This window comes from Microcoleus sp. B9-D4 (assembly GCF_036705105.1).
Lineage (GTDB): Bacteria > Cyanobacteriota > Cyanobacteriia > Cyanobacteriales > Microcoleaceae > Microcoleus.
The window spans coordinates 73,498-96,102 of sequence record NZ_JAUBTS010000010.1 but is presented as its reverse complement, the minus strand read 5'-3'; the positions used below and the strand labels follow the sequence as shown (position 1 = coordinate 96,102).

Here is a 22,605-nt window from a genome sequence, read left to right as displayed (position 1 = left end):
AAACAAAGGAGAAAAGCCATGATTTTAAGCGAAATCCAAAAATTTATTGCTGACAACAAAAGAGCCTCTATCGCGGATCTAAAAATCCACTTTCGCATGGATGGTGATGCTTTGCGCGGAATGTTAAATCGCCTAATTCGCAAAGGCAGAATTAGCAAAATTCCAGAAGCAAAAAAATGCGGCGGGTGTGGCAGTTGCGCCGACGATGCAACGGAGATTTATGTATGGGTAAATCCTGGCGAGTCGGTGTCAGCAAAAGAGCCAGTTTCTGCAACTTGCCATTAACAAATCAGGAGATGGCAGTGCCGTCTCCCTACAATTAATCACGGTATTACTCGTTACTAGGCAGAGCCTAGTAACGCATCTCCGGAGGCTCTGCCTCCAATTTTCCTGCTAGGATAGTGAGGCAGAGCCTCTAGATATTGATTCCCAGGCAGAGCCTGGGAACCAGTTAAAAAATCATAAAACATAGATGCACTAACTGATATTAAATTGATCAAGCCCTATTAACTCTGGCACAAACAAGCGGCTTCTTGGGTGCGGGCTTTAATCGGCAAATAAATCACAAACTCTGCTCCCTGCCCTATTTCCGAATTCACTTCTATTTTCCCTTGATGCTTCTCGATTATCTGGTAGGAAATTGACAGCCCTAAACCAGTTCCTTTACCCACAGGTTTAGTGGTAAAAAATGGGTCAAATAGCCTATTAATTGCATCCGGGTCAATCCCATTACCGTTATCTCTAATCTTCACCACAACTTGATTTACTCCTGCTATTTCTGTGAGGATTTCAATCTCCTTGTTTCGCAGATTTGGATTGCTCAACAGTGCATCAGCAGCATTGGCTATGATATTCATGAATACCTGGTTTTACTGCGACGGATAGCACTCTACCAAGGGCAATTTCCCATAATTTTTAATTACTTTAATCGCTGTTTTGATTTTGCTGTTTAAAATTAATAGAGTGCTGTCAATTCCTTCATGGATATCGACTGGTTTCATTTCAGCTTCATCTAACCTAGAGAAGTTTCGCAGGGACAAAACAATTTGCTGAATTCGCTCAGTACCCATTTTCATCGAAGATAGTAACTTCGACAAATCTTCTGATAAAAAGTCGAGTTCAATTTCCTCGATGCAGTCTTGAATCGGCGCGCTTGCATTCGGAAATTCCTGCTGGTAAAGTCCTACAAGCCTGAGCAAGTCTTGAGTATATTGGTTAGCGTGAGAGAGGTTGCCATAAATAAAGTTAACTGGGTTGTTAATTTCGTGAGCAATACCAGCCATCATCAACCCCAAACTGGACATTTTTTCGGCTTGAATTAGTTGAGATTGGGCATTTTTTAAATCGTGAAGCGTTTGTTGCAGTTGGTGCAATTGTAGGTTTAGTGTACGATCGCGATTTTCTACTTGTTCTATCATACAGTTGAAAGCTTCCGCAAGTTGACCTACCTCATCAGAGGAAGGAATGGGTACTCTACCAGAAAAGTATTCATTGCTTGCCATCCAATTCACATTTTGAGTTAAATCTAGAATTGGTTTTCCGATGATTCGGCTAACTACAGCACCAACAATCGTGGCTAGAATTACCCCTGCCCAAAAGAAACTATCTAGCCGTTGAGATAAAGTTAATTGCGTTTGCTGCACTGTCGCCATTGGGCTAAACACACCTAGAGCTATGCTATCGCCTATTTCGGAGATTTCTACCGTTTTCATTATGTAAGACAGGCGCTCAATATCTATTTTAGTAGTCGATGTCTGTGGTGTAGTTTTTTTCCAAGATTTAGAGCGAATTTGGGGAAAATTAGTAGCAATTAATTCTCCTGATTTAAAGATTGCGAAGTAGTTTTTACTCTTAGTATCAATGTTGATTTTCTGCAATTGTTCGTCTGTCACTAAGTCACCGACGAGTACAGCACCAATTATCCTATTCTTGCTTCTAATCGGTGCAAATCCTACTAGCAATGCTTGCGCTTTGCCATCAATGCTGACAAAATTTGATTTTTCTAAGCCTTTAAGTGCTGAATTTATCGTTGCGCTATTGATTAACTTCTTATCTATGAGCGAATCTTCTCGCAACTCTGCTACCATTTCGCCCCGCCCGTCTACTACTTTGACTAAATCTAGTTTAAATGTGGTTTTTAGAGATAATATATCTTGACGCAAGATGTCTGTGTTTTTCTTTTCTATAGCGCGAATAAGTTCGGCTTCTTCTGATAGCAGTTTGGCTTGCATTATCAATTGAGTCGATCGACTTTTGAAGTCTCGCACGGCTAAAAATGCTTGGTTTTCAACTTGATCGCGCACTCCTTTTTCGAGAGTGTTGGCAAATCCGATTTTGACTGTGTGTATGACTAATAACAATAGAGTGACGGATACACTTAGAAACGGCACGATAATTTTGAGGCTCAGCGGTACTCGAAAGTACGGCGGGATCTTGATTGAGCTGTTGTCGCCCTCGATCGCACTCCTTATATTTTTCATAATTATTAAGAAGAAGACTCATTAATATATCATAATACATTAACCGTAAATTTTCATTGCGGGAAGCTGCTAGTGCTGCAAAGTCTTGATATATAAAGAGTTGAATCTGTAGTAGATTTTGGCAGGCTGGCGAGTAGACTGCTTTTAGCACCCCAAAACTTGTTAGTTATTTATCTCAATAGTGGCGCGAATCTAGAACCTCAAATCTAAAATCGGTTGGCGGCTGTGTAGAGACAGCCAAAAGTTTAGTATTTCTTCCCCAACTTGTTCTGGATAGAAGTGATGAAAAAAATGTCTACCATCTTTACATTCCCAAAGTCGATCGCCCTTTTTCAGAAACTTAAGCCAGGGGCGCATGACAATAGGAGATACTACAAAGTCCGTCTTGCTACTGCATAACAACAAAGGTACTTCTACACCCCCATCGGATAAATTAGTCGTACTAAATAACGAGTGAGGCGAAGGCGAAAGTGCTAAATCTTCTTCAAAATATGATACAAATCTTTGATTGATATACTGATTTTGTTCTCCCAACATATCGCCAACCATTTGAGTTAAAATTTGTTCGCGACTCCAGGAAAAAGCTGAAAGATGTGTATAGTAATGAGCTTGCCAATTAATAGTGGATGGCAAGCCGACAGCTAAAAGTCCCAAAGAGCTGACTTTGTGAGGATAGCGGCGGGCATACATTAAACCAATTAGTCCGCTGGTACTGTGACCGATTAGATGAATTGGGCTATTCAGCGCTTTCAAATAGTGATGTAGTAGCTCAACGGCGACATCTAAAGAACAAGCTTCATCTTCCGTTTGTTCGTATTTCCATATTTGTATTGGTACTGACTGATTTAAGTAGTTAATGAGAGAAATATCGAAGAATTGCAAACTCGGACTGGCACTTAGCCATAGCACATCATCTGAAGTATATCTCATCACTTTTAAGTTAGAAAATGGAGCTATTAATAATTTTAACTGGTTCCCAGACTCTTCTTGGGAACCGATGTCCAAAGGCTTTGCATCGCGGAGTAAAATTGGAGGCAGATCCTGGTAACGAGTAATTGCAAAACCTGCCCACCATTAATCCTAGATCCCAAATTCTGTCTTGAGTTGAGATACCCAAGATTTTACCCGTGCTTCCGTCAGATCGGATTGGTTGTCTTCATCGATCGCAAGACCAAAAAATTTGCCATTAACTACCGCTTTAGATTCATTAAAATCATAGCCGTCTACCGGCCAATAGCCAACAGTTTCGCCGCCCTGTTCCGTGATTTTCTCAGCCAAAACCCCCATTGCATCCATAAAATTATCCGGGTAGCCCTCTTGGTCGCCAGTTCCCAAATAAGCCACCTTTTTGCCGCTAAAATCAATATCATCAAGTTCTGGGAAAAAGCCTTCCCAGTCGCTTTGCAGTTCGCCGATATTCCAGGTTGGACAGGCGATAATCAGACATTCGTATTCAGCAAAATCATCATTTTCAATGCTGCCTATCTCGTGCAAAGTCACGATATCGCCACCAAATTCATCCCGAATCATTTCAGCCACAGACTCAGTTTTGCCAGTTGTAGTTCCGTAGAAAAGACCAATTGATTTCGACATTGTTACTCCGAAGCTAAAAGTTGACAGGGTTTGAGATTTCTTTTTTTTGAGTCAGGATTTGGCATTTCCTGCCTGCAATTCATGCAAAAACAGTAGACGCGATTGTGGCGCACCTGAGAAATCAGGGAGTCAAGACAGCAAGGACACTGTTTTTTCATTGGGTTAAATTTGAAAATTCATCAACCAAGCTGACTCGCTCATGTCGGGGTCTGCTTCGCAGTCAATTAGTAACAGATTCAGCGTCGTTTGTACTTTTAGACTGCGCGGGATCCCTGCGGGTACAAACACAAATACTCCGGGTTTTAAAGTGACTGTTCGATCGCACACCGTGAGAGTTCCCCCTCCTTCTAAGACGGCGAGGGTTACATCTTTGGAGTTATCGAGGTCAGGTATTTCGGAATTTTTACCCAAACTCATCAGTTTTTGGCTGTCGGCGGGTTGTCCGTCGCTGATTCGATCGGCGGATGCGGAAACTATTGCTGCTGTCACGGTGATTGACCTCCAGGTACTGTTAACTTCCGGCACTTATTGCAATTAATATTCAATAAGCTACCATGCAATTTAGATAAATTGTCAAGAGTAAATCATTAAGATTTGTTACATAATGCTGTCATACTAGGTTTACACTCAGCACAAGCAGCCCCAAATTCACACGGAGCGCTGTTTGTGGACGCTAAGACAGCGCGACGCAAGGGCTTAACTTAAAAAATAGTTAGTAATTATTTGCAATTAATTCTTTAAATTACATTTGTAGCACGATCGCCAATATAGCAATTCTCAATTGCCCGCAATACAGTAAGGATAGGGCGCAGTGCCTACGGAATATGTGTATTGCACTCAACAGGATAAGGTGTACCGCTGCGTGCGTACCCTAAAAAATGCAATAGAGGCGGGTTTGAGCCGGATTTGTCGATCGCCCAAATCCGTCTCAAACTCGCCCCTAATGACAACAGTTAACAGTCAACAATCAACAATCAACAATTAACCGACTAATTCTTCGCCCCTACGCCCACATACATAATCGAAGTATCCTCATTAATTTGGATTTTAAACAACCCAGATTTTTTGTAATCAACATAATTACCGAAATTCGAGGTTAATGTTTGAGATGCTTGTTTCATCACACCAGCATCTGGAAATAGCTGCTTCCCACTCATCAAATTTCCCCAAAAACCATTCATCTGGGCTAAAAGAGCGCCAATCTCGCCAAACATATCAAAACCTTTAATTTCGATATTACCAAAACCAGTATCGCCCATCACCACAGACAGTTCCTCCGGCGTAATAAACTTGTCCCAATCGTGAACACCGCGCCTAATTTCCTGCAAGATATTTTCCATCAGCCCAATCATCACAACTTGCGACGAAAAAGTTCGATTAATTGTATCAAAAAAGAACAATCCTCCGGGCTTCAGAATTCTGTGAACCTCAGACACAACTTGTTTGTAATCAGCAACGTGTTCTAAAACATCCACGCAAATTACCACATCAAAGGTATTGTCATCGTAGGGCATATTTTCGGCAAAACCTTGCCTGTAGTCAATCTCAAAACCGCTGGTAACTGCGTGATTTTGAGCGGCTACAATACATTTCTCCGATCGATCTATTCCAGAAACAATAGCACCTCTCTCGGCCATAAACTCGCAAGAAAAGCCGCCCCCGCACCCGACATCTAAGGTTTTCAGCCCTTGCCAATTAGTCGCGTGTCTGTCGAAAAACTCAAATCTGGGTTTATTTAGGTGGTAAAGAGCATAGATTTTAGATTTTTCGTCCCACCAATTATCTGCATTTTCGTCGTAAAATTCTAAGTCATTTTTTACTTCAGTTTTTAGCACGGGTTATTTCCTACTTAGAATAACTTACATCGCCACAATTTATCATTATAGCAGTCGCCAAGGCTATATGGACACTTCGACCCTTCGACTACGCGAGCGGGCGACGCTACGCTTAGTGACCAGAAGTATCCTAACCATCTTGGCGGTTGCTATATAATACTTTTGTTATGAATTTTAACCAGATGGATCGCGTTTCTATTATCATCCCAGCCATCAACGAAGCGACTTGTCTGGAACGCACCCTCCGCCAACTCAGCATCCTTAATCCTCCCGCTTGGGAAGTGTTGGTGGTAGACGGCGGCAGTCAAGACGAAACAGTGGCGATCGCACTTTCCGCCGCCACCCGCGTTATTTCTAGCAGTACAGCCGGACGTTCCGTGCAAATGAACTTAGGTGCTCAAGTCGCCACGGGTGAAATTCTGTGCTTTCTCCACGCCGATACTTTAGTTCCCGACGACATTGTAGCAGTCATCCAGAAAACATTGTCCGATGCCGAAATTGCCGGCGGCGGGTTTATCTCCCTGATGGCTGGTTCGCAGCAAACAAGATGGGGTTTTTCTCTCCACAATTACCTGAAAACTTATTACGCGCCGCTGTTATTTCGACCTCATTTATTTTTCCAAGGATTGCGCCTGCTGTTTGGCGACCAAGTTATTTTTTGTCGCCGTACCGATTTTTGGGAATGCGAGGGTTTCGATGCTGCGCTGCCAATTATGGAGGAAGCAGATTTGTGTTTGAAGTTAGTGCGACGCGGGAGACTTAAGTTAGTCAATCGGGTAGTGGAAAGTAGCGATCGACGAGTGGCGAATTGGGGCGAATTTAAAGCAATTGCGATCTATCTTGCGATTGGTTTTTTGTGGGGTTTTGGCGTTTCCCCAAGGTATCTCCAGCAGTTTTATGAAGACATCCGCTGAAACCGAAAATTTGATTAAATTCCCAAAATGTACGACCTGTAATTTTTTGGCAAAACTTTTTCCAACAGATAAATAATCGCCAAACAACCTAACAAAGTCCCCGTAACTAAAAAGCCGAGCTTCAGCAGGGGATTTACCGGGTCAATAAACTTATAAAACACTAACAACACATATTTCACTACTGTCGAATCCAGGAGATATATAGGGAATGAGTAAGCAGCCAATATTTTGACTAACCCAGATACTCTACTGGGAAGTGCGATACTCTTAGAAAATGCGAGGATAGATAATACGAACAAAATTGCGTATCCTTGAGCAGATAGTTTAAAAAACGAGCGGAGAAACCATCCCTCCGAATTAACTCCACTTATCAGGTAATATTCCCAAATGCTCGCTAGATAAAAAAGGATTGTTGCCCCTAAAATTGGCATTTTTTTCCGTTCGAGAACGGGTTGAATTCTGTCATACGAGCTGCCCAAAAATAGACCTGTTGAAAATGGCAAAATCCAACTGAAAATCCAGCGCTCCATCAAAGGTAGAGGTATTGATATATATTTGAAAGCGGTTAAGTAGAAGAAAATTGTAAAAATTGCTTGAATTGTTAAGCCCAAAGCCAAAACTTTTCGGGGTTCTAAGAATCTTAATTTCACGAGAAGCCACCACCAGCCGTAGCATTGAATAATCACAACGATGAAGTAATAGGGAGGCATCACTGAACCCGTCAAGATATCTCTGAGTAATGAAAGTAAATCAAATTTTTGGAGTTCTCCCAAATTATTTAAGATGTACAAAGCTACTGACCAAAACAGATAAGGGGGTATAATTTTGGACAGTCTTTTTTTGACTACCAGTGCGGGATTATTTTGATTTTCCAGTTTGTTGGTGAGAAAAAAACCGCTCAACAGTAAAAATGCAGGTACGCAAAATAGTTGAAATGTATCGATCGCGACAAATAGAATTCTGCGATCGCGAAATGCGAAGAACCCAGCATGAGTAATCACAACACTGACGATGGCTAAAGCTCGGATCAAATCAAATTCAGCGAACCGATTAGAAACTTTTTGCATGGTAATAATTAGATTGTCAAAATTTGAATCAAGTTAGGAATTTTTTGTCTGATACCAAATCCCCGTTTGCTACCCCTTTTATCATTCGGCGGTTGAAACCGCTGCATAGAGTCAAACTTTCGTCCCAGCAAAGGGGGACTAAGAGATAAAGGGGGTCTTTAAGCCGGATTTGGTATGAGGATTAAAATAGCATAAAAGGTTATATTTGCTCCTATCTTCACAAAACTTATCTCTGCAAAAAATAAGTCACCTAGTGCTGGGACTGAGGAATAAAGACTATAGAGACTATTGCGAAAAAAAATCTACCTAAATTAGGTAGACTTTTAGAAATGTTCAAGCAATGAGTTCACTGTTGGCTAACCGTTGTTGTGATGGATGTGCGACGCAGAAACACTATCCAACTGCTCGCGCCCGTTGCGGATCACGCGCAGCATATCGCTCAACTTGTGCTCGATATTATCGAGCACTTGGTCGGCATAATCATCGGCTCCGTTTTGAATTTCCTCGCATTCAGCCATCGCCCTGACTCTCATCTCTTCCAATTCCTCTTGAGCCTGGTAGCGAATTTGTTCGACTTCCGCCAGCGTCGCCTGCTGAATTGCCTCGCAGTCGAGCAAAACTTGCTGCCGCAACTGATCTGCCTCTATCTTCGCCTGCTGAAGCAGGCCCATATCGTTTAAAATTTCTGCAGCTCGCTGTTCTGCTGCTTCTATCACTTCCTGAGCGTAAAGTTCTGCCTCTTGAAGCAAGTCGTCCTTGTGCCGGATGATCGTCTCGGCTTCCTGAAAGGCGATCGGCAAATTTAGCCTCACCAAGTCTAACTGATCGAGCAACTGTTCTTCATCCACCAGAGTGCGTCTGGTCATGGGAATTCGCGGGCTGTCGAGAACAATTTCCTCAAGCCGATTCAATTCCCGCTGGATGTCTACTCCTGCGGTTCGGGTGGGATCTCCGAAGGTGGCTGTGTTCTGAGGTGATTCGTTCTCAGTGCCGCGTCCGGTACTATCGGGTTCGATGCGAGTTGGTTCCTGCTGGCGTAACATTTGTAAATATCTAGGGCGACGTGTTTCGGAACAAGATGATCTACGGAGCCACCAAACTTGGCTATTTCTTTAACTACACTACTACTTAAAAAGCTGTACTCGTTAGAAGTTGCCAAAAAAACTGTTTCAATTTCACCCAGAAGGGTTTTATTGGTGTGGGCCATCTGGAGTTCCATTTCAAAATCTGTTAATACCCGGAGCCCCCGCAGCAGCACTTTGGCTTGTCGAATCTTAGCATAGTTTACTGTCAAACCCTCAAAACTGTCTACTTCTACATTTGGCAAGTGTTGGGTAGAGCGCAGGATCTGCTCGATCCGTTCCTCTACGGTGAACAGAGGGGTTTTGCTGGGGTTTCTGACTACGGTAACAATTACCCGATCGAATAGTCTAGATCCCCGCTCGATAATGTCTGCGTGACCGAAGGTAATGGGGTCAAAGCTGCCTGGATAGATTGCAATCACGAGTTTGGCTCAACGGAGTGAGGGGGAGTGGGGGAGTGGAGGAGTGGGGGAGTGGAGGAGTGGGGGAGTGGAGGAGTGGGGGAGTGGGAGAGTGGGGCTGTGGGAGAGTGGGAGAGTGGCAAAGCCGGAGATGTGGAAAATCTTCCTTCTTCCTTCTTCCTTCTTCCTTCTTCCCTCTTCCTTCTTCCTTCTTCCCTCTTCCTTCTTCCTTCTTCCCTCTACTTTTTCATGGAATGAGCTTTGTAGAAAGTTTCGAGGCTTTGCTTGTCGCCCACAAACCGCCAATGCCAAGGCTCGTAACTGACGCCTTGGCGATTGTTTTTGGGGAAGGACATTTCAAAGCTGAAGGCGACGGCGTTGGCTTCTAACCACTTGAATGCTTCGGTATTTTCAAAACTGGGGCTGAGGTTGTGTTCGGGGGCGCTGCCGTCGCCGATGTCGATCGCATAACCGGTGTGGTGTTCGCTGTAACCTGGTGGGGCGCTGACTTCGGCTCGCTTGCTGGCGTTTTGCCTGCGTTCGGCTTTCACGTCAAAAAATACGTGCTGTTGGTCTTGCAGGGAGCGAAAGCCGGATATGGGAGCGAAATAGATGCCTGATGCCGCTGCGGCGTTGACCATTTCCTGATATTTTGCTGCTGCTGAGGTGCGGAGTTTGACGCTACCGTCGGAGGTGACGCTTACCAAGTCTTTTGCTGGTGCTTCTGGGTACGGCAAGTGTCCCAGCAGGTTTTCTGGGATGCCGGGGGCGGTGGCTTTGGGGGTGGTAGCTGGACTCGCGACAGACGGAGACGCGGAACTGGTGGGCGCTGAGTCTTGTTGAGTTTGCTCTGCCTGACTGGTGGCTGGGAACAAGTTAAAGTTGAGGTGCAGCCAGATGCTGACCCCAAAGGCTAAGGCGGCCAACCCTAGCAGTTTCCAAATCAGCCCTTTTTTCTTAGACTGACTCTGCCCTGCTTCTGGGTATGGGTGATCTCGCACTGCTTCTGGAATTTCGTCGGCGACAAGCTCCGAGGCTTGCGGGGGTTTTCTTGACAGACTAGCGTTATCCAAGCCAGCTCCACTCCTGCACTTCAATAAGGCTCAACGTTACAAATTGTAGACCGATTTGGGCGATCGAACAGCTACAATTGCCGCTGAGAATATATCATCTCTTTCACACTTCGCCCCGTCCCATCCGCCAACTCTCGAATCTGTTGCTTGGGCCCACAGTCGATCGTCCCTGCGAGGCCGAACTGGTTGGCGCTGGTAGCGCTGGTTTATTTTAAGTGTAATTTGTTACTGTTCCACAAAATCTAACAATTCTTCGATCGACACATCAAACGTCCGCGCCAATTTTAGCAGAGCACCGATGTCAGCCATTGCCATACCGGGCGATCGGGCATAACTTTTAACAGTATTGTAGGATACTCCAGAGCGATCGGCTACTTCCTTTAGCGATCGGGCTTCGAGCGCCGTCAATGTCTAATTAGTAGCTTAAAGCTCGATCGACCCAAATCAAACCTTACCAACCTCAGCTAATTCTGCAACATCACTAACACAACCTTCGTCTTCCCCTTTCTCCCCTTCATCAACCGCAACCGTTAACTTCAATCCCAAAACCTTCAGCCAATTAGCCAAAGCATAAATTGTCGCGCTTCCATGATGCGACAGCAAAACATCTAATTTTTCCAGATGCAATGAGGCCTCCTCATCTGACATAATTGGTTCCCCAAGAGCCTCAAATACATTGCTAAGTGCTTTGAGCATGATTCCTAATTCCAAATCTCCTGATTCTTCCTCAAATATCTCTGTGAGGTAAGCCACAGCAAATAAGGGGTATTGGAGAAATTTAATTTTCAAGGGATGGTAAGGTACGCTTTTAGGCATTTTCTCGACTCCTGTATTCTTCGGAATCTTAAGGATTGCAAGCCTTGACGGAGTTAAGGAAATTGAATCTACTAATATCCATGAGTATCTAAATATTCTTCAAAAGTCTCGTCTGTTTCATCGCTATCATAGCCAAAAACAGCCTCCCTTGCCGCTCTAACTTCACCTTCGTCGAAACCCTGACCTTTGCGATCGTACACATCTACGTCCCTACAGCTTTCCACATCTGATGCCCTTTGCGATCTAGAGGGCTTCACCGCGCGAACCTTTCCCTTTGACAATTGCTCCAAACTTTTACCTACAGAGAGCCGCCAAGGATTCATTTCATTAGCTTGCCTCAGACACTCGATCGCATCTGCTGTTCTGTTCAACTTTGCCACAGCAAATGCTTCTCCAATCAGAAATATATCTTTTTCTTTTTCCTGTTTGAGTTCCTGAAATACTTGATTTGCCAGGTCGAATTTACCAGATCCCAAAAAAGAGCAACCCATTAAAAACTTAGAAGTTGTTTTATCTAAATTTCCTTTGTCCTTTAGCGCTTCTTGTAATTCTTTTCCTGCTTGCTCCGATCTACCTGACAATATTAATGCCATAGAGAAAGTATGAATTACATAGGAGTCTAATTTACAATTTCGGTACTTTTCAATAATTTTAATAGCCTTTGCATACTCTTCTTTTGTGATATAAAGTCTTGCCAGCCTTTCAGCGATGTAATCTTTTTTTTGCCTTTGCTTTTCCTGAGAACGAGGCAAGTTTAGCGACTGAACTAAATACTTTTCCGCTTGGTCGCGATAATCAATAGCTTCTGGTTTGTCTAACTGACCGTAACCGCTCAAAATCCAGTATTGAACAAATGCCGTTTTGCCGAGAGAATACAACTTATCAACACCCTCACAGACACCATTTATTGCAGTTGTGGCAGATTCACCCTCCGGCCTGTCACATTCCCAACACTTATAAAAATATCGCCACGCATTGTTAGCATTTTCTAAATCTTTGGGAACGTAAGTAATACAATCTTCCTCACGAATATTGTGACGCAATCTCAATGCAAAAACTGCTTTGTCCCACTCATTGACAATCATTTGATAGTAGGCAGATCCGATGCTGTATAGCGACTTGATATATTCTTTGCGACAACGGCTACGCTCTCGGTTTTGCTGTGGATTGCTAGGATCTAGTGATTCCCAAATTTGGAGAGCTTTCTCGAAAGATTCAATTCCTTCTAGACGTTTTTGTTTTGCAAGTTCTAAATTTCGCTCTTTCCAATAGGTGTTAGGTAGGACTTCTGCAAGTAAATACCCCTTTCGGTAGTGGTCTTTGATGCGATTAGGATCTAGGGAAATTGCCATATCGTAGTATTTGATCGCTCGCTCTGCCTCTTGTCGAAGTTTTCCATCACGCCTATTTCTAGGTGTTTTTAGTTCCATCGCATTCTGATAGTGTAAATATGCTATATTTGCTAAATAAGTAGGATTATTCGGCATTAATTCGACACACCGCTGGCGCAGCATTTCCGCTTCACGGCGATACTTACTCTTGCAATTTAAAAATTCAGTCTTTTCTGGCTCTTTTCTAGGAATATCTTCTACCGAAACCTCTGCTAACTTCCCACAGGCAAATCCGACTTCGCTCAACATTTCGGCATCTGTCCATAGGGGATGCTGACTGAGACCATCTAGGGGGGAAATTATGTTATATATACCGCCCCAATCACTTCGAGTTTTCAACAATTTAATTTCATTTTTTAGAGTTGAATTACCGGGATTAGGTAGTTTCATTAAAGCTCTCATTTGTTCGCTATCTAGCACACAGCAGAAAGGTAAATAAGCACCTTTTTCGAGCGCTCCTGCCCCGATCATTTGTCCCCGAAGACGTTTGTAAAAATCCCCCGACGTAATATTTAAATCAGCTACAACAGAAAACCGAATGATTACTTGCGAGTCTGTTCGATAAAACGAACTTACTCTGAGTTGTTTAGCTTTCCGAATATTCTCCTCTTTTTTCCAATAAATACCTATTACATCTTCAATAGAGTCAAGAGTGATAGCTGGGAAATTAGGGAACAACGCTACTATTTCATCTAAATATCTGCCTTGATAGGTGATTTGCCCTTGTTGAAACCGCGAATCGTCGGCTCTGGTTATAATTGTTACCACTTTTTTTAACTCCTGGATATAAAGACCCTGCGTAGCTGAAGTTAAATGCTTTACATATCAGCGTATCAGCTCTATAGCGCTGCTGAGCTACCGCAATCGCGATTGGCAGACACTGGTGCTTATTATAACTCAAGTTTCGCCAAGGCGGATCTCAGTAAGTCAGGCAAGAGGCCAATCCCGCAGATTGCTCGATCGGCCCTTGACTTCATGCGCTACAATTATTAAGAAATCTTTAGTTAGATCCGTTTAACGTTCCAGACGCATTATGAGTCTTCCCATTCGCAACGTCGCCATCATTGCTCACGTCGATCACGGCAAAACCACCCTTGTGGACGCTCTCCTCAGACAGTCCGGGATCTTCCGCGAAGGGGAAGAAATCCCAGATTGCGTCATGGACTCCAACGACATCGAGCGCGAACGTGGCATTACCATCCTTTCTAAAAACACCGCCGTCAGGTACGGAGAAACCCTGATCAACATCGTCGATACCCCCGGACACGCGGACTTCGGCGGAGAAGTCGAACGAGTTCTCGGCATGGTTGACGGCTGTCTGCTGATCGTAGACGCCAACGAAGGCCCGATGCCGCAAACGCGCTTCGTGCTCAAAAAAGCCCTCGAAAAAGGACTGCGCCCGATCGTCTTTGTGAATAAGATCGATCGCGAGCGAGCAGACCCCCACAAAGCCGTCGATAAAGTTTTGGATCTGTTCCTCGAACTAGGTGCTGACGACGATCAGTGCGAATTTCCCTATCTCTTCGGTTCCGGCTTAAGCGGTTACGCCAAAAAACACCTCGAAGACGAAGGGGTAGATATGAAGCCCCTCTTTGAAGAAATCCTCGACCACGTACCACCCCCTGTAGGCGACCCCAACAAGCCACTACAACTGCAAGTAACCACCTTAGATTACTCAGAATACGTCGGTCGCATCGTCATCGGCCGCATCCACAACGGCACGATTAGAATCGGCCAACAAGCAGTCTTAATCACAGAAAGCGGCGCGATTGTCAAATCAAAAATTACCAAATTGATGGGCTTTGAAGGCCTGAAGCGGATTGATATCCCAGAATCTTCTGCTGGTAATATTGTCGCCGTTGCCGGTTTTGCTGATGCGTATATTGGCGAGACAATTACCTGTCCCAACGACCCGCAAGCGCTACCTTTAATCAAAGTAGACGAACCAACTTTGCAGATGACTTTCTCTGTGAATGATTCGCCGTTCTGCGGTCAAGAAGGTAGTTTGGTAACATCGCGTCAAATTCGCGATCGGCTAATGCGAGAACTCCAAACCAACGTCGCCTTGCGCGTCGAAGAAACCGAATCTCCCGACAAATTCCTCGTATCCGGCCGTGGCGAACTCCACCTCGGAATCCTGATCGAAAATATGCGTCGCGAAGGATACGAATTCCAAGTATCTCAACCGCAAGTAATCTACCGCGAAATCGGCGGTCGTCCCTGCGAACCCTTTGAATGTTTGGTGTTAGACGTACCCGAAGAAGCAGTCGGCGGCTGCATCGAACGCCTCGGTCAGCGGAAAGCAGAAATGCAAGATATGCACGTCAGCAGCACCGGTCGCACCCAAATCGAATTTTCAGTCCCCGCTCGCGGTTTGATTGGATTCCGAGGCGAGTTCATGCGCTTGACTCGCGGCGCTGGAATTATGAACCACAGCTTCCTCGACTATCGCCCCCTCGGTGGAGAAATTGTCGCCCGTCGCAACGGAGTATTGATTTCCTTTGAAGAAGGAGTTGCAACTACTTATTCACTGAAAAATGCTGAAGACCGCGGCGTATTTTTCATTACCCCCGGAACCAAGGTTTACAGAGGGATGATTATCGGAGAAAACAACCGAGATGAAGACATGGAGCTGAATATTTGCAAGTCGAAGCAGTTGACAAACCACCGCGCATCTGGTGGTGAAGAATTGGCGCAATTGCAAGCACCAGTCGATATGAGTTTGGAGCGCGCTTTGGAATACATCGGCCAGGATGAATTGGTGGAAGTAACACCACAATCTATTCGTTTGCGGAAGGTTTCTAAGAAGTTGGTCAAACGCTAAAAACAGTCTAGGGCTGGCAATTTTGCCAGCCCTTAGTGTCAACTTCAAACTATTGATTAAAGATATAGATCGATATACGCTAAATTTTGAATAATTCTGGTTCTATGTATTGATGGGTAGAAAACGCGATATTAAACAGGTTGATGCGATCGCTAAGGAGTTTAAGATGGGAGGTGAATTAAGGATTGCTTTTGGTTTATTCATTGAGGAAGAAAAGAAAAATGGTTATGGTGGAACTTTAAACCGTAGAGGCGATTTTACTTATGAAGAACTCCGCCAGAAAGCAAAAGAATTTTTAGAGGATATTTAAATGGCTATTCAAACATCCATTGCTAATCAGAAGCCAAATATCGAGCAAATTATTTCAGTCATTACTAAACCGATAATCGGAGAAATTTGTCATCAGGTTATATTTAGTTATGGGGATGAATTACGGCTAGATTTCGGTGAGATGTCTGCCTATACTCACCCAAAATTAGCACATCTATGCAAAGGTAGTTGGCAATTTGGCACAAGGGCAACACCTTGGGTTTTCAAGCAAGGCGATCGCATTTTAACTTCTTCCTTGCCAGTAGATATAGATGAGCTAGAAATAGATGAGGTAGAAATAGATGCTGTCAAAAAAGTTTTGCAGCAATTGGAAAATAAAGAATTGATTGATTTTGTGATTTATGCTCATAATATTAGTCTCACTCTAGTTTTTGAGGGTGATTACCAACTAATTTTACAGCCAGATTTGCAAGATGATTCTGGACTTCCATATTGGGAATTGTTCATGCCAACAGAACAAGTTTTGACGGTTGGGCCTGGATTTTTTTGGGAATGTAAATCAATTCACGAAGGTTATTGATATTAAATTAAATTGAGGATGGCTTTATGCCTCTAAAATAGTGTGTTGTAGCCAACTCATTATAGTTTGAAGTAAATCGGGGTTATGGGAGGAGAAGGTTTGCAGGGGTGGATGAGGTGTGTCGGTGATGAGACAGAGAGTACCGTCGAAGCGGGTAAGGGCATTGAGCAAAGTAGGGCTCAAACCTTGGGCGGCGGGGGATGTGGGGTCTTGGTAAAAGATGAGGATGAGGTGTTTGTCGCTGTCGCGGCGGAGTCGATTCCAGTAGGATTTGAGTTGGGGGAGGGTTTCGGGTTCGCTGTTGGGGCGTTGGGGACAGTTTTGGTCGAGGAATTGTTCGTAGATGTCGAGGGCGGGGTTATCTGTGTCGATGAATTTGCTGGTATCGATGCAAATTAGCTGTACGGATTCGATTAATTGTGTGTCTGCAAGTCTGGCATCAAGGATGTTGGGTAAATCTGCTAAATTGAGGCTTTGGGTGAAGGGGGTAGAACCGACTCCTGTTGTTTCTGGGACTTCTGGATGGGGTGTGGTGAGTTGATGGTGCCATGCTTGATAGAAAGTTGGGTAAGGCAGATTTTGGGCGCAGTTCCAGAGGATTTGAAAGCAGTCTTTGTAGAGGTCAAAATTGGTTTCATGAGTCGTATCGGACAGAAAGTGTTGCAACGCTGAGACAACAGAAGGTATTTGGTCATTTTGCACAATTTTTTTCAAAATGTCAGCGACTTCCCAACGGGTATCCCGATCATTAGTCGTTGACATAATTTCGATTAAAGCAGTAGTGGCCTCTGGGTTGCCTGTGGCAATTTCACCTAAACTTTCAGCAACTCTACAACGGGTATCATCATCAGTAGTAGGTGAGAGAATTCCGATTAAAGCAGTGATCACCTTTGGGTTGCCTGGGTCAATTTCACATAAACTTTTAGCGACTATCTGAAGGATATCCTTATCAGTAGTCGCTGAGAGAATTTCGATTAAAGCAGCAATCGTCTTTTGGTTGCCTGGGTCAATTTTCCACAAACTTTCAGCGACTTTCCCACGGGTACGCTCATCATTAGTGGCTGACATAATTTCCGTTAAAGCAGCGCTTGCCTTTGGGTTGCCTATCGCAATTTTACCCAAACTGTCAGCGACAATCCAACGGCTCAAATTATCATTAGTTGCTGATATAAATTCAATTAAAGCAGCTATTGCCTCTGGGTTGCCTGTCGCAATTTTACCCAAAATATTAGCGACTTTCTCACGGGTCTCCTTATGATTAGTCACTGACATAATTTTGAGTAAAGTAGTGATAGTCTCAGGGTTGCCGGTCGCAATTTCACCCAAACTGTCAGCGACAACAGCACGAGTATGCCAATCAGTAGTCGCTGACATAATTCCGATTAAAGCATCGATTACATCTGGGTTTACTGGGTAAATTCCACGTAAATTGCAAGCGACATTCTTACGAATATCCTCATCATTAGTAGTTGATAGAATTTCGATTAAAGTAGCTATCGCCTCTGGATTGCCTGGGTCAACTCTAGCCAAAGTGTTCGCTACACTCTGACGCATATCCTCATCATTAGTCACTGAAATAATTTTGAGTAAAGCAACGATCACCTCTGCGTTGCCTATTGCAATTTTACCCAAACTCTCAGCGACTATCCTACGGGTAAACTCATTAGTCACTAAGAGAATTTCGATTAAAGTAGCAATCGCCTCTGGGTTTCCTGTGGCAATTTTACCCAAACTGTAAAGGATACTCCAGAGGATATTCGAATCATTCCTATGATCAGTCACTAAGAGAATTTTGATTAAAGTAGCGATCGCATCTGAGTTGCCTGTTGCAATTTCACCCAAACTATAAACGACTTTCCAAATGGTATACCCATCAGTAGTTACTGAGAGAATTCCGATTAAAGCAGCGATAGCCTCTGGATTTCCTGTTCCAATTTCACCCAATATCTCACCGACTGTCCGAATGGCATAGTCCTGTTCAGTCGTTTTCAGTAAATCAATGAGTTGGTTGACAGCTATACTATAGTTAGTCTGTAACAGTGCTGATCTTGCTTCCTCTTCAATAGGATTGAGAAATGTCTGCCATTTTTGTTTTTCAATATTGAAACAACCGCAACTCCACTTAATGATTTTTGCTACTATTTCCTGAACCCCCGAACAATCTTTAAACTCAGCTATCCCCGCAGCAGCTAGAAAATAGGATCGAAATCGATAAAATTCATTGCACCCATCCTCAAACCCAATCAATGCCTCAATAAACTCCTCCTTCTGCTTCCGATTCACACCCTCCAGCCCCAACCACAGCAAAATCACCTGCTTCCACTGCGCTGCAAAAATCCGATATTCCTTCCCCACCACCGGAAAATCAACATGATTCCGAGGTAAAAAATAATCCCAATCATCCACCGCCAACGCCGCAAAATACTCCTGAAACGTCGCATGATAAAACGCATAGACATATTCTTCCGGTTCATCAAAATCGATGCCTACCCGATTCAACCATCCTAGAGATAACGCTAATGATAATAAAGACGTTTCATCACTGCGTTCTCCTAAATACTCACTCACTAACCGATAGGACAAACGAAAACGACTGGATTTCCCATCAATTGCAGCTTTTGCTAATTCTCCTAACCCTTCATGTAAGAGTTTTTGGAGTTTCTGACACTTACTCAGAGTTTTGCCACATAGCTTTGCATAGCTTTTGATAAACTGCTCTTTCCAGCGATAGATATACTTAATAAAACTGGCATATAATTTTGCCTGAGTATCCGGTAAAGTTCCCTGTCTCGAACTCCAAATTTGACACAACATCCACAACCGCAACGGATTTTGAATCAACTCCTTCAGACGGGAATTCTCCGACTCTCCTAATTCCGCCTCCAAACTTTCCCCCGTCGCAGCATCCCCCATCCCCGCAAACCAACGGCGAATATACTCCGTAACTTGTTCCGCATTAAACTCCAAATTGCGAAACACATCAAACCCCGAAAAAGCATTTTTATCCGCCTCCCAAACATTCACCCGACAAGTCACCACCACCCGCGCCGCCTGCACCCATGACCTTAATAAGTCTTTCGCCAACTGCTGTATTCCTTGAGTGTGCGCCATTTCATCCACACCATCCAGCAACAACCAAACCCGATTAATTTGTGCTTCTAAATCACCGCGCGTCACTTCTCCTTGACACCGAAACAACCACACTTTTTCCAAATACTGACAGATATCTTGCTCCCCTAATTCAGCTAAATCTATCCAAATCGGCAACCCCAAATCTTGCTCTAAAATCCAATCGGCAATCTTCTGCAACCGCGTGGTTTTCCCCGCACCCGGTTCGCCAATAATCGCAATTTTTCGCCCTTGACTGATGTCGCTTTTCCCTTGTCGCAACACATCCTCAAAAAAGCGTTCTTCAGCAATGGGAATCAGTTTTTCTGTTTCTTTTTCCTTTTCTTCCTGCTGATTCCCAGGCTGAGGTTTGGGTTTTTGGCGTTCAACAATGGCTAAGGGAACATAAACCCCATCCAGTTGCGGAGTCATCCCGTTGGCGTTGGTAAAGGGATTGGTGGTGAGTTGCTGTTGTTGGGCGAGGTTTTGGCGGCAGATTTCTTGCCAGTTTAGGGACTTTTTTGCACCTCCAGAATTTTCAGCTTTTTCGACTGTGACAGAGCCAATTTTATCCTGCCATTGCTTCTCAATTACTTCTAAATTTTTTTTAGGCTTTGTTTGATGATCTAGTTTGAGGGAAAATTTCCAAAAACCTTGATTTCTTGCACTAGGTTCAAGGACAAGTATACCTAAGTCTTTCAGACAGTCCAAAACATCTTGGATTGCCTCTCCTCTTCTCTGGGCGTTATCGACATTCTTTTCATCCTTGGGTTGAGAGAGTTCTAACGCTTTTCCGAAACATTCCACCAACGTCCATAAATCTTCTTTAGTGATTCCTTTGTCAACGATTTTGGTTTGTTTGTTGCATTTTTGCTGAATTTTCCCGGATACCCGCAACTCCTTTCCATTTTGTACCCATTCCAGGTTAAACGTAGCTTTCAGCTTATCCTCCGGCACGGCAATTTCCTCATCCGCGAGGGCGAGTAAGGCCTCAACCAGTTTGAAAACGTTGTTTTTTGTGGTGGCGTTTTTCCCGTATTTTCGTGCCATCGCTACCTTTTGAATAAAATTCATCGTCGCTTGGGCAAGTTTGCCCAAACCAGTTGGTTTGCCCAAGCGCTTAACCCCGATTATACAAAGGTTTCAGAATTTTTGGTTTTTGCTTGATTGGGCAAAAGCCCAAAAAAACAATTTACCTCATAAGCACAAAACGAGGTGAATTATGAACGACCAAAAAGACAAAATCAAACAACGCGAAGCATTAGAAGATGCTTATGACAATTTTGTTCAACCCTACGTTAATCAATTTATTGAAGTTAACGCCCAGTCTTCACCCAATATTGATGTTGCGCTTCCTGGGTTTTGCTGTGTGTCGGGATGGTTGGTTTTGGTTGTATTGTATTGTTTTTGGACGCGCTATCGAATGTCATCAAAATAGCCTGTATTATTCGGCGGTTGAAACCGCGTCTACACAAACGAAGTCTGCCTCCGCAGACTAAGAGGTAAACGGGGTATTTAAACCAGGTTTGGTATAATATCGTTATACCAAACTGCTGCTATATGAGCTGATGGCAAAACTTTACTATCGTGGCATGGCAAGGTTGAATTATGGTTTGGAGTTAGTGAATTCTATTTACCAATGCCGTCAAATTTAGACTACAAGAAAATCCGAGAAATTCGCATCTTACCAAAAAATGAGAAATTCTATTTTGAAGGTTCGCATTTGGACTCTTCAAGAATCCCCGTCCCGGAGCGGGATGGGAATTATCAAACATCAGGGCGATCGCACGCTGAACTAAGTCACACAATATGTTTTAATTTATATTTGAGCAAAATCTAGACAAAACCAGCCATGAGTCCAAAATCAATAGCCGTAATCAACTTCAAAGGCGGTGTCGGAAAGACCACCGTCACTTGGAGTCTGGGAAATATTATATCCCAAGGAACCGACTTAGAAGTCTTGATGTTAGACTTAGATCCGCAAATGTCGCTCACAGAGGCGATCGGACTTAACGAAAATACAGGTCATTTAGATGACAAATTTGGTAAGTGGTACGAAAAATCTCTCAAGCACAGACTTACAATTTATGACGCTCTAGAAGTCTTTAAAAAAGCCGGACAGAACTTTAAATTTCCCGTTGGTTTCGACACCATTTATCAGATTGACGAACAGTTGCATTTTGTCCCTTCAGTTGAAGAATTGTATTGGTTGGATATCGATGGATTTGAGGGAAAAAGCGTTAAAGACTTCATCCGCCGATTCATCGGCAAAATCGCCAACTCTGCCAATCTCCCCAAATACGACTTGATGCTTTTTGACTGTTCGCCTTCCTTCAGTCTCCTCACCTACAGCGTACTCTCTTGCTGCGACTTAATATTAATTCCCGTCAATCCCGATTATTTTGGTTCTAGGGGATTGAGTTTAGTTTTAAACTCGCTTCAGAAACGGATTGAGCCTTATCCGTTTCCCAAGATAGCAGTCTTTATGAATAAAGCTAAAACCTATGGAGGATTGCTGACAAATGAAGTTCAGTTTTACATGAGAGAAGTAAAGAGACTTTGCGATGAGATATCCAAAGATAATAACATAGAAGTTAGATTTTTAGAATCGACGATTCGGGAAAGCGTCGGGCTAAAACGGGCGATTAATGAGGGAGAACTGCCGCGAGAATTAGTTAGAGAATTTGAAAAACTCTGGCGCGAGTGTGAGGAGTATCTGAAATGAGTAAAAAAGAAAGTTTGGCTGCTTCCGAACAAGAAAGCGGGGGGTTAGTTGAGGAAATTGGCGAACTTAAGGAAATCTTGCGGGACGTTGCTCGAAAATTAACCCGGCTTGAGACTCAAGTCAAGCGGGGAGTGATGTCTGCTGGCTCAAAAACTTCGGATATTCCCAGGGGTGCTGATGTTAATAAACCTGTTAATATATCGGCGGGAAATGTTCTAGAAGTTTATGAAGAACTGCGTTTACAAGCTAAGAATGGTAATGAAGAAGAGGTGAGGCAAAAGTTGTTGGCAATGAGTGCAACTGACTTGAACTTGATGTGTTGCGAGTTAGGGATGCCGCCCAGCAGCAAGAATCCGTCCCGCAAAAAAATGTTTGAGCTAATTATTGGCAGAATTAAACAGAGTTTGAGGCTGTCGCGGCATATAGACCGACAAACACTTTGAAAA

General features: G+C 43.6%; 22 protein-coding genes. 8 read left to right on the top strand and 14 right to left on the bottom strand.

The features are described 5' to 3' along the window. The first annotated feature begins 18 nt into the window (after positions 1-18). Positions 19-285: a FeoC-like transcriptional regulator gene (locus QUB24_RS08840; protein WP_333152531.1), complete on the top strand. Its 267-nt coding sequence runs from the start codon at positions 19-21 to the stop codon at positions 283-285. A gap of 221 nt (positions 286-506) precedes the next feature. Here the strand turns inward: QUB24_RS08840 and QUB24_RS08835 are convergent, their stop codons facing one another. The 6 genes from QUB24_RS08835 to ubiG form a co-directional block, all read right to left on the bottom strand. Continuing rightward, positions 507-857: an ATP-binding protein gene (locus QUB24_RS08835; RefSeq protein ID WP_333152529.1), complete on the bottom strand. Its 351-nt coding sequence runs from the start codon at positions 855-857 to the stop codon at positions 507-509. Between the two features lie 12 nt (positions 858-869). Continuing rightward, complete coding sequence (locus QUB24_RS08830; RefSeq protein WP_333152527.1) at positions 870-2,480, bottom strand: HAMP domain-containing protein; 1,611 nt, start codon at positions 2,478-2,480, stop codon at positions 870-872. 192 nt (positions 2,481-2,672) lie between these two features. After that, complete coding sequence (locus tag QUB24_RS08825) at positions 2,673-3,410, bottom strand: alpha/beta hydrolase (RefSeq protein ID WP_333152525.1); 738 nt, start codon at positions 3,408-3,410, stop codon at positions 2,673-2,675. A gap of 150 nt (positions 3,411-3,560) precedes the next feature. After that, entirely contained in the window at positions 3,561-4,073 is a 513-nt protein-coding gene (fldA, locus tag QUB24_RS08820; RefSeq protein WP_333055432.1) for a flavodoxin FldA, read from the bottom strand. 162 nt (positions 4,074-4,235) lie between these two features. Then, positions 4,236-4,562 (bottom strand): cupin domain-containing protein, encoded by a 327-nt coding sequence (locus tag QUB24_RS08815; RefSeq protein ID WP_333140865.1) that lies wholly within the window; start codon positions 4,560-4,562, stop codon positions 4,236-4,238. Between the two features lie 500 nt (positions 4,563-5,062). Further along, on the bottom strand, positions 5,063-5,908 hold the full coding sequence (gene ubiG, locus QUB24_RS08810; protein WP_333152523.1) for a bifunctional 2-polyprenyl-6-hydroxyphenol methylase/3-demethylubiquinol 3-O-methyltransferase UbiG: 846 nt from the start codon (positions 5,906-5,908) through the stop codon (positions 5,063-5,065). Between the two features lie 167 nt (positions 5,909-6,075). Between ubiG and QUB24_RS08805 the strand changes: the two genes are divergently transcribed. After that, positions 6,076-6,822 carry a TIGR04283 family arsenosugar biosynthesis glycosyltransferase gene (locus QUB24_RS08805; protein ID WP_333152521.1) on the top strand — a complete coding sequence of 249 codons (747 nt, stop codon included), beginning with the start codon at positions 6,076-6,078 and terminating at the stop codon, positions 6,820-6,822. Positions 6,823-6,836: 14 nt separating this feature from the next. Here the strand turns inward: QUB24_RS08805 and QUB24_RS08800 are convergent, their stop codons facing one another. From QUB24_RS08800 to QUB24_RS08770, 7 genes are all read right to left on the bottom strand, one after another. Then, positions 6,837-7,889 carry an acyltransferase gene (locus QUB24_RS08800; RefSeq protein ID WP_333152519.1) on the bottom strand — a complete coding sequence of 351 codons (1,053 nt, stop codon included), beginning with the start codon at positions 7,887-7,889 and terminating at the stop codon, positions 6,837-6,839. 356 nt (positions 7,890-8,245) lie between these two features. Then, the gene (locus QUB24_RS08795) at positions 8,246-8,932 is read right to left on the bottom strand and encodes a DivIVA domain-containing protein (RefSeq protein WP_333152517.1); all 687 of its coding nucleotides are present in this window, start codon (positions 8,930-8,932) and stop codon (positions 8,246-8,248) included. After that, entirely contained in the window at positions 8,815-9,393 is a 579-nt protein-coding gene (gene coaD / locus QUB24_RS08790) for a pantetheine-phosphate adenylyltransferase (RefSeq protein WP_333152515.1), read from the bottom strand. Before coaD ends, QUB24_RS08795 begins: the two co-directional genes overlap by 118 nt. 218 nt (positions 9,394-9,611) lie before the next feature. After that, positions 9,612-10,445, bottom strand: coding sequence for a M15 family metallopeptidase (locus QUB24_RS08785; protein ID WP_333152513.1), 834 nt, complete (start codon positions 10,443-10,445; stop codon positions 9,612-9,614). Positions 10,446-10,670: 225 nt separating this feature from the next. Then, positions 10,671-10,853, bottom strand: a complete 183-nt coding sequence (locus QUB24_RS08780; protein WP_333152511.1) for a helix-turn-helix transcriptional regulator — start codon at positions 10,851-10,853, stop codon at positions 10,671-10,673. A 36-nt stretch (positions 10,854-10,889) separates the two neighbouring features. Further along, on the bottom strand, positions 10,890-11,261 hold the full coding sequence (locus QUB24_RS08775) for a transcriptional regulator (protein ID WP_333152509.1): 372 nt from the start codon (positions 11,259-11,261) through the stop codon (positions 10,890-10,892). A gap of 71 nt (positions 11,262-11,332) precedes the next feature. Then, positions 11,333-13,420, bottom strand: coding sequence for a hypothetical protein (locus QUB24_RS08770; protein ID WP_333152507.1), 2,088 nt, complete (start codon positions 13,418-13,420; stop codon positions 11,333-11,335). A 265-nt stretch (positions 13,421-13,685) separates the two neighbouring features. Here QUB24_RS08770 and typA point away from each other — a divergent pair, with 265 nt between their 5' ends. The 3 genes from typA to QUB24_RS08755 all read left to right on the top strand — a co-directional run bounded on the left by typA (position 13,686) and on the right by QUB24_RS08755 (position 16,326). Beyond that, positions 13,686-15,476 (top strand): translational GTPase TypA, encoded by a 1,791-nt coding sequence (gene typA / locus QUB24_RS08765; protein ID WP_333152505.1) that lies wholly within the window; start codon positions 13,686-13,688, stop codon positions 15,474-15,476. 112 nt (positions 15,477-15,588) lie between these two features. Then, positions 15,589-15,786: a hypothetical protein gene (locus tag QUB24_RS08760; RefSeq protein WP_333152503.1), complete on the top strand. Its 198-nt coding sequence runs from the start codon at positions 15,589-15,591 to the stop codon at positions 15,784-15,786. After that, entirely contained in the window at positions 15,787-16,326 is a 540-nt protein-coding gene (locus QUB24_RS08755) for a hypothetical protein (RefSeq protein WP_333152501.1), read from the top strand. Between the two features lie 24 nt (positions 16,327-16,350). Here QUB24_RS08755 and QUB24_RS08750 read toward each other — a convergent pair whose 3' ends face one another. After that, complete coding sequence (locus QUB24_RS08750) at positions 16,351-20,550, bottom strand: HEAT repeat domain-containing protein (RefSeq protein WP_333152500.1); 4,200 nt, start codon at positions 20,548-20,550, stop codon at positions 16,351-16,353. A gap of 106 nt (positions 20,551-20,656) precedes the next feature. On the opposite strand from QUB24_RS08750, the gene QUB24_RS08745 reads away from it, so the two are divergent. From QUB24_RS08745 to QUB24_RS08735, 3 genes are all read left to right on the top strand, one after another. Then, positions 20,657-20,872: a hypothetical protein gene (locus tag QUB24_RS08745; protein ID WP_333152498.1), complete on the top strand. Its 216-nt coding sequence runs from the start codon at positions 20,657-20,659 to the stop codon at positions 20,870-20,872. Between the two features lie 414 nt (positions 20,873-21,286). Then, positions 21,287-22,159 carry a ParA family protein gene (locus QUB24_RS08740; RefSeq protein ID WP_333029965.1) on the top strand — a complete coding sequence of 291 codons (873 nt, stop codon included), beginning with the start codon at positions 21,287-21,289 and terminating at the stop codon, positions 22,157-22,159. Beyond that, positions 22,156-22,602: a hypothetical protein gene (locus tag QUB24_RS08735; protein WP_333152496.1), complete on the top strand. Its 447-nt coding sequence runs from the start codon at positions 22,156-22,158 to the stop codon at positions 22,600-22,602. Before QUB24_RS08740 ends, QUB24_RS08735 begins: the two co-directional genes overlap by 4 nt. The last annotated feature ends 3 nt before the right edge of the window (positions 22,603-22,605 follow it).